Here is an 8,432-nt window from a genome sequence, read left to right as displayed (position 1 = left end):
AACCATGCAGGAGCGGCGGCGGGGGGGGGGGGGGCGGGGCGGGCCCGCCCCCCCCCCCCCCCCACCGACCGCGCCCAGCCGCAAGTCAAGAGCAAAGACAGCACCACCCCCCCCCCCCACAGCCCCCCCCCCCCCCCCCCCGCCGGCCCCCCCCCCCGCCGCCCCCCCCCCCCCCCCCCCCCCCCCGCCGCCGCTCCTGCATGGTTTCCCCGCGCCACCGGCGCAGGATCAGCGGAAGTGCGGCCAGCAGGACGAAGACCGCCCAGGTGAGCAGTCGCAACAGGAGTGCGCCGGCCTGGCCGGTGGTGTGCTCGTGCATGGCCGCCCAGCGGGCTCCGATACCGCGATCGCCCTCGGCGGCGGCCACCGTTCGGGCGTTGTCCAGCGCGGCACGTGCGTCGTCTACGCGCGTGTCCAGCGGAGTGAGGCGGCTCTGCGCGGCCGACAGGGCGGCGCGCGCATCGTCGAGCATGTCGTTGGCGGTATGCGCTTCCGGACCCCGGCCCGGCACACCGGTGATCTTCGTCTGCGGGCACCCCGGAGTGGGATTGAACTCACACCTGGCGACGACGAGCGCATTGTCGATACCGGCGGACGCTTCGGCTATCTCGCGGTCCAGTGCGGTGCGGTCGGCGACGGCGCGGTCCAGGTCGTCCTGGGCGGTGCGCACTGCCGGAGCGGTGGCAGCAGCGGCGACCGCGTGTTGGTCGAGGACCCGATCGACCGAGCCGTCGAACAACACAGTGGTTGCCAATTCGGCCACCAGCAGGCCGGTCAGCATTGTTACCGCGAGACGGGTCGCCATCGCTGGAACGTTCGCCGTCCCCGCCGGCCGGTCGGGCCGGGCGGCCGGTTGCGCACCGGCCAGGGCGCGGCCCACCAGGCCCATGAGCAGGCCGGTGATCAATGCTGTGGGCAGCAGCGCGCTCGCCGGCCACTCGCCGCGACCCAGCGCGACCCCGGTGACTCCCGCGGAGACCAGGGCGAACAGTGCCACACCCGTGCCGGTGACGATATAGCCGGTGCGCTCGTATCCGTCGGTGGTCTCGGTGGGCTGTCCGCCGCCGAGCCAGATGAACATGCCGGTGACGCTCATGGGACCCATAACCTCTGCAGCTGTCATCGATTCGTTGTCTCAGCGTGACAGGAGGTACGCCCGTCCATCGAGCCCTCGCGCGCTGGTGTGGTCATCTTCACAGGCGCCGGTGAGCATGTCGTATCGGGGCGTGCTGCGCGGCTCGCGTGCAGGGTGTGGCCCGGCCGAAACCCGGGCTCCCGCAAGAGGAAAGGGCTCGGATTGCGGTCCGCAGATGTGGCGTGAACCACTGAAAATTGGGTTTGCTGAACGTGTGCTGTACCACTGAAAACGGAAAACAGTCCGGACGGTCGGATCATGTTCTGTGCTTGTCACGCCGCTGTCACGAACATCTCATCGCGGTGTGTGACAGTTAGCCGCAGGCGGGTGGGTTTGCCGATGGCCGCCGCCGGGAATTCATCTTCGATGCAGGTGAGCGTGGGTTCGGCGGATGCGACGCGGCATCTGGAAACGAGCCGGACCGGTGGATCGCCGCTGTTCGGAGGGACGATCCGGAATCGATTCCCGGCCGAATGCTGCTTTACACTAGAAAACGCGCATATGTGGAGGAACGAATGAAGAAGCCCAGCTAGAAGCCCAGCTGGTCCTGTTTATTAGGGCAACCTTGGTTGGTTGGGTTCCGGACCTGGCTTATCGTTTGCTCTTACGCCGCACATACCAATGTCCGGCCGACGGCACGTTCGGGCAACCTATCGGCACAGGCCAGCCTAGCGGGCGAAACCCGCCTCCGGGTTCCGAGTGCGTAAGCGCTTCGTTACCAGCGGGCACCGGCGCACAGCCGCAGGTGGAAACAACTTCAGACGTGACTGCACGCCGAACACCATCAGCGCGGCTGGTGTCGGCCAACGTACGAACGCAGTCCTAGCAGGGAGCGTTCGACAGTACCGGCGTTCGACAGGGCGTTCTCTCCAGGCCGCACCACGTCGAGGTCGACTTTCTCGAAGGCAGAGGCATGACGCAACTACCTGGCCACAGGTCCCCCGGACCCATCGGGCTCTATGACCCGGCGAACGAACACGACGCATGTGGTGTCGCGTTCGTCGGTGATATGCACGGCCGCCGCAGCCGTGACATCGTCGACAAGGCCATTACGGCCCTGTTGAATCTGGAGCACCGCGGCGCCGCGGGCGCCGAGCCGAATTCCGGCGACGGCGCGGGCATCCTTATCCAGGTTCCCGACCGCTTCTTCCGTGCGGTCGTCGATTTCGACCTGCCCCCGGAAGGCTCCTATGCCACCGGTATCGCCTTCCTGCCGCAGGCCCGGCGCGAGGCGGCGCGGGCTTCCTACGGCGTCGAGAAGATCGTCAAGGAAGAGGGACTGGCGGTACTCGGCTGGCGCGAGGTACCGATCGACGAATCGTCGCTCGGCGCGCTGTCGCGTGATGCCATGCCGCTGTTCCGCCAGCTCTTCATCGGCTCGCCCGCGGGTGCCGAAGAGCAGCTCTCCGGTATGGACCTGGAGCGGCGCGCCTACGTCATCCGCAAGCGGGTGGAGCACGAGCTGGGCAAGGCCGGCGCGGGCGAGGGCGCGGTCGGTAGAGAATCGGTGTACTTCCCGAGTCTTTCCGGGCAGACCTTCGTCTACAAGGGCATGTTCACCACGCCCCAGCTGCGTGCGTTCTACCTGGATCTGCAGGACGACCGGGTGGAAAGCGCCCTGGGAATCGTGCACTCCCGGTTCTCGACCAATACCTTCCCGTCGTGGCCGCTGGCCCATCCGTTCCGCCGGGTCGCGCACAACGGTGAGATCAACACCGTCGCCGGTAACGAGAACTGGATGCGGGCCCGCGAGGCCCTGCTGCGTTCGGATGTGTTCGGCAAGGACTCCGCCGGTAAGAACCGGCTGGAGAAGATCTTCCCGGTCTGTACCCCGGGAGCCAGCGATACCGCGCGCTTCGACGAGGTCCTCGAACTGCTGCACCTCGGTGGCCGCACCCTGCCGCATGCGGTACTGATGATGATTCCCGAGGCCTGGGAACGCAACGAGAACATGGACCCGCAGCGCCGGGCGTTCTACGAGTACCACTCCATGCTCATGGAGCCGTGGGACGGCCCCGCCTCGGTGTGCTTCACCGACGGCACCGTCATCGGCGCCGTGCTGGACCGTAACGGTCTGCGCCCGAGCCGGATCTGGGTCACCGAGGACGGTCTGGTGGTCATGGCCTCCGAGGTCGGTGTGCTGGATATCGACCAATCCAAGGTCGTGCGCAAGATCCGCCTGCAGCCCGGTCGTATGTTCCTGGTGGACACCGCGCAGGGCCGCATCGTCGACGACGAGGAGATCAAGGCGCAGCTTGCCGCCGAGCACCCGTACCGGGAATGGCTCGACGCCGGGATCAAGCACCTCTCCGATCTGCCCGACCGACCACATGTGCATATGTCGCACGACCGCGTGCTCATCCGGCAGCAGATCTTCGGGTACACCACCGAGGAACTGAACCTGCTCATCTCGCCGATGGCCAAGACCGGCGCCGAGGCCCTGGGCTCGATGGGTACCGACACCCCGATCGCGGTGCTCTCGGCGCGGCCGCGGTTGCTGTTCGACTATTTCTCCCAGCAGTTCGCACAGGTCACCAACCCGCCGCTGGACGCCATCCGCGAAGAGGTCGTCACCAGCCTGCGCCGCCATATCGGCCCGGAATCCGACCTGCTGCATCCCAGCCCGGAGTCCTGCCGGCAGATCGCCATCCAGCAGCCGATCATCGACAACGACGAACTGGCGAAGCTGGTCCATATCAACGACGACGGCAGCCACCCCGGCCTGCGGTCGGTGGTCGTGCGCGGCCTGTACGAGGTCGCGGCCGGTGGCGACGGCCTGCGGCGCGCATTGGACGCGATCAACACGCAGGTCTCGGCCGCTATCGACGGTGGTGCCCGCATCATCGTGCTGTCGGACCGGGAATCCAACGAGAAGCTCGCGCCGATCCCGTCGCTGCTGCTCACCGCGTCGGTGCACCACCACCTGGTCCGGGAACGCACCCGCACCATGGTCGGTCTGGTGGTCGAGGCCGGTGACGCCCGCGAGGTGCACCATATGGCCACCCTCGTCGGTTTCGGCGCCGCCGCGATCAACCCCTACATGGCCTTCGAATCGATCGAGGACATGCTCGAGCGCGGCGCGCTGACCGTTCCCGGCAGCACCGGCGACCTGGCCGCCGATTACCGCAAGGCCGTGGCCAACTACAACAAAGCCGCGAGCAAGGGCGTGCTGAAGGTGATGTCCAAGATGGGCATCTCCACCGTCGCCTCCTACAACGGCGCACAGCTGTTCCAGGTGATCGGCCTGTCGCAGGAACTGGTGGACGAATACTTCACCGGTCTGCGGTCGCACCTGGGCGGTATCGGCCTGGACGAGATCGCGACCGATGTCGCGACCCGGCACGGGGTCGCGTTCCTGGAGAACCGCAACGAGCGCGCGCATCGCGAGCTCGAGGTGGGCGGCGAATACCAGTGGCGGCGCGAAGGCGAATACCACCTGTTCAACCCGGACACCGTGTTCAAGCTGCAGCACGCCACCCGCAGCGGGCAGTACTCGATCTTCAAGGAGTACACCAAGCTGGTCGACGACCAGTCCGAGCGGCTGGCCTCGCTACGCGGCCTGATCAAGTTCAAGAAAGGTGCGCGCTCGCCGATTTCGATCGAAGAAGTCGAGCCCGCCTCCGAGATCGTCAAGCGTTTCTCCACCGGTGCCATGAGCTACGGCTCGATCTCGGCCGAGGCGCACGAAACGCTGGCGATCGCGATGAACCGGCTGGGTGGCCGGTCGAACTCCGGCGAGGGCGGCGAATCGCCGGCCCGGTTCGAGCCGGAGGAGAACGGTGACTGGCGGCGCAGCGCGATCAAGCAGGTCGCCTCGGGCCGGTTCGGTGTCACCGCGCACTACCTGACCAACTGCACCGATATCCAGATCAAGATGGCCCAGGGCGCCAAGCCGGGCGAGGGCGGTCAGCTGCCCGCGCACAAGGTGTACCCGTGGGTCGCCGAGGTGCGGCATTCGACGCCGGGCGTGGGCCTGATCTCGCCGCCGCCGCATCACGACATCTATTCGATCGAGGATCTGGCGCAGCTCATCCACGATCTGAAGAACGCGAATCCGCAGGCGCGGATTCACGTGAAACTGGTTGCCGAGCCCGGTGTCGGCACCGTCGCGGCGGGTGTGTCCAAGGCGCACGCCGATGTGGTGCTGATCTCCGGCCACGACGGCGGTACCGGTGCCTCGCCGCTCACCTCGCTCAAGCACGCGGGTGGGCCGTGGGAGCTCGGTCTGGCCGAAACGCAGCAGACGCTGCTGCTCAACGGTCTGCGTGACCGGATCGTGGTGCAGGTCGACGGCCAGATGAAAACCGGCCGCGATGTCGTGGTCGCCGCGCTGCTCGGCGCCGAGGAGTACGGTTTCGCGACCGCACCGCTGGTGGTCTCCGGCTGCATCATGATGCGGGTCTGCCACCTCGACACCTGCCCGGTGGGTGTGGCCACCCAGAACCCGGTGCTGCGCGACCGTTTCACCGGTAAGCCGGAATTCGTCGAGAACTTCTTCATGTTCATCGCCGAAGAGGTCCGGGAACTGCTGGCGGAACTCGGTTTCCGCACGCTGGACGAGGCCGTCGGCCGGGTCGATCTGCTCGACACCACCAAGGCCAAGCAGCATTGGAAGGCCAGCAAACTGGATCTGTCGCCGATCCTCGACGATGTCGAGACGGCCTTCATGTTCCAGGATCGCCGCCGCACCAAGGAGCAGGACCACGGCTTGGACAAGGCGCTGGACAACGAGTTGATCGCGCAGAGCCGCGACGCGCTCGAGTTCGGAAAGCCGGTCAAGATCGATACCAAGATCACGAATGTGAACCGGACGGTCGGCACCATGCTCGGCCATGAGGTCACCAAGCTGTACGGCGGTGCCGGCCTGCCCGACGACACCATCGACATCACGCTCACCGGTTCGGCCGGTAACAGCTTCGGCGCATTCGTTCCGGCCGGTATCACCCTGCGCGTCCAGGGCGACGCCAACGACTATGTCGGCAAGGGTCTTTCCGGCGGCCACCTGGTGGTACGGCCGGCACCCAACGCCCCGGCCGAATTCCGCGCCGAAGAGAACATCATCGCGGGCAACGTGATCCTGTTCGGCGCGACCAGCGGCCAGGCGTTCATCAACGGTGTGGTGGGCGAACGGTTCGCTGTGCGCAACTCCGGTGCCACCGCGGTGGTCGAGGGCGTGGGCGATCACGCCTGCGAGTACATGACCGGTGGCCGCGTGGTGATCCTCGGCGACACCGGACGCAACTTCGGTGCCGGTATGTCCGGCGGTATCGCGTTCGTCTACGACCCCGACAACACGTTCAGCGGCCGGGTCAACCCGGAACAGGCGGACGCCATCGAGGCGCTGTCCGGTGACGATTTCACCTGGCTGCGCGACATCATCGGCCGGCACCGGGACCAGACCGGTTCCGCTGTGGCCGAACGGATCCTGGGCGACTGGTCGCAGCAGGTGAACCACTTTGTGAAGGTCATGCCGCGCGAGTACAAGAAGGTGCTGCTCGCCATCTCCGAAGCCGAGAAGAGCGGTAAAGATGTCGATGAGGCGATCATGGAGGCCGCTCGTGGGTAATAAGAGAGCTTTAGAGATGGCGTCGATGAGGCGCTGTGATTATTCAAGGCCGCTCGTGGCTGATAAGAACATTCCGCAGGTGGCGTCGACGAGGCGCTGTGACTATTCGGGGGCCGCTCGTGGGTGACACCCAAGGATTTCTGAAGCACACCTCCCGGGAGTTGCCCGAACGCCGTCCGGTGCCGCTGCGGCTGATGGACTGGAAAGAGGTCTACCAGGAGGGTTTTCCGCACGAGACCCTGCAGCGGCAGGCAAGTCGCTGTATGGACTGCGGTATTCCCTTCTGCCACAACGGCTGCCCCCTGGGCAATCTCATCCCGGAGTGGAACGACCTGGTCTACCAGGACCGCTGGCGCGAAGGTATCGACCGGCTGCACGCGACCAACAACTTCCCGGAATTCACCGGGCGGTTGTGCCCGGCGCCGTGCGAGGCGTCGTGCGTGCTCGGTATCAACCAGGATCCGGTGACCATCAAGCAGGTCGAGGTCGAACTCATCGAGAATGCCTTCGACGAGGGTTGGGTCGCGCCGGTGTACCCGACCCGGCTCACCGGTAAGAAGGTTGCCGTGGTCGGATCCGGACCCGCCGGTCTGGCCGCCGCCCAGCAGCTCACCCGCGCCGGGCACACCGTGACCGTATTCGAGCGGGCCGACCGTATCGGTGGCCTGATGCGGTACGGCATCCCGGAATTCAAGATGGAGAAGCGTTTCATCGACCGCCGGCTGGCGCAGATGGAGGCCGAGGGCACCATCTTCAAGGCCGGGGTGAACGTCGGTGTCGATATCACGGCCGACGAACTACGCGAGCGGTACGACGCGATCGTCCTTGCCGGTGGCGCCACCCAGGCCCGCGATCTGCCCATTCCGGGCCGCGAGCTGGACGGTATCCATCAGGCGATGGAGTTCCTGCCCTGGGCCAACCGGGTTCAGCACGGAGACCCGGTGACGGACGAGAACGGTCTGCCGCCGATCCACGCGCACGGTAAGAAGGTCGTCATCATCGGCGGCGGTGACACCGGCGCCGACTGCCTGGGCACCTCGCACCGCCAGGGTGCGGCCAGCGTGCACCAGTTCGAGATCATGCCGCGGCCGCCGGCCGAACGTGCCGGCTCCACCCCGTGGCCCACCTACCCGCTCATGTACCGGGTTTCCTCGGCGCACGAAGAGGGCGGCGAGCGGGTGTTCTCGGTGAACACCCAGCGTTTCGTCGGTTCCGACGGCAAGGTGACCGGGCTCGAGGCGCACGAGGTCAAGATGGTCAACGGCCGGTTCGAGAAGGTCGAGGGTACCGATTTCACCCTCGAGGCCGATCTCGTCCTGCTGGCCATGGGCTTCGTCGGGCCGGACAAGCCCGGTCTGCTCACCGACCTCGGCGTCGGCTACGACCAGCGCGGCAATGTCCAGCGGGACAAGAAGTGGGCCACCAATATTCCCGGCGTTTTCGTCGCCGGCGATATGGGCCGCGGCCAGTCGCTGATCGTGTGGGCGATCGCCGAGGGTCGCGCGGCGGCCTCGGCGGTGGACGAGTACCTGGAGGGCGAAACCGCCCTGCCGGCGCCGATTCCGCCGACCGCGGTCGCGCAGCGTTGAGTTAGACACCGAACCGGCCCGGGGGGGGGGGGGGGGGGGGGGGGGGGGGGGGGGGGGGGGGGGGGGGGGGGGGGGGGGGGGGGGGGGGGGGGGGGGGGGGGGGGGGGGGGGGGGGGGGGGGGGGGGGGGGGGGGGGGGGGTG

At 67.1% G+C, this 8,432-nt stretch carries 3 protein-coding genes; 2 read left to right on the top strand and 1 reads right to left on the bottom strand.

The genetic code is table 11. From position 1 onward, the window contains the following. Positions 1-85: 85 nt before the first annotated feature. Positions 86-1,096, bottom strand: a complete 1,011-nt coding sequence (locus tag QH195_RS19640; RefSeq protein WP_280436499.1) for a DUF4407 domain-containing protein — start codon at positions 1,094-1,096, stop codon at positions 86-88. 952 nt (positions 1,097-2,048) lie between these two features. On the opposite strand from QH195_RS19640, the gene gltB reads away from it, so the two are divergent. After that, a complete protein-coding gene (gene gltB, locus QH195_RS19635; protein WP_280423622.1) occupies positions 2,049-6,701 on the top strand; it encodes a glutamate synthase large subunit in 4,653 nt (1,550 codons plus the stop codon). Between the two features lie 119 nt (positions 6,702-6,820). After that, positions 6,821-8,290 (top strand): glutamate synthase subunit beta, encoded by a 1,470-nt coding sequence (locus QH195_RS19630; RefSeq protein WP_280423624.1) that lies wholly within the window; start codon positions 6,821-6,823, stop codon positions 8,288-8,290. Positions 8,291-8,432 lie beyond the last annotated feature (142 nt).

This window comes from Nocardia carnea, from assembly GCF_029868855.1.
GTDB classification, from domain to species: domain Bacteria; phylum Actinomycetota; class Actinomycetes; order Mycobacteriales; family Mycobacteriaceae; genus Nocardia; species Nocardia carnea_A.
This window is presented reverse-complemented; position numbering and strand designations above follow the sequence as displayed.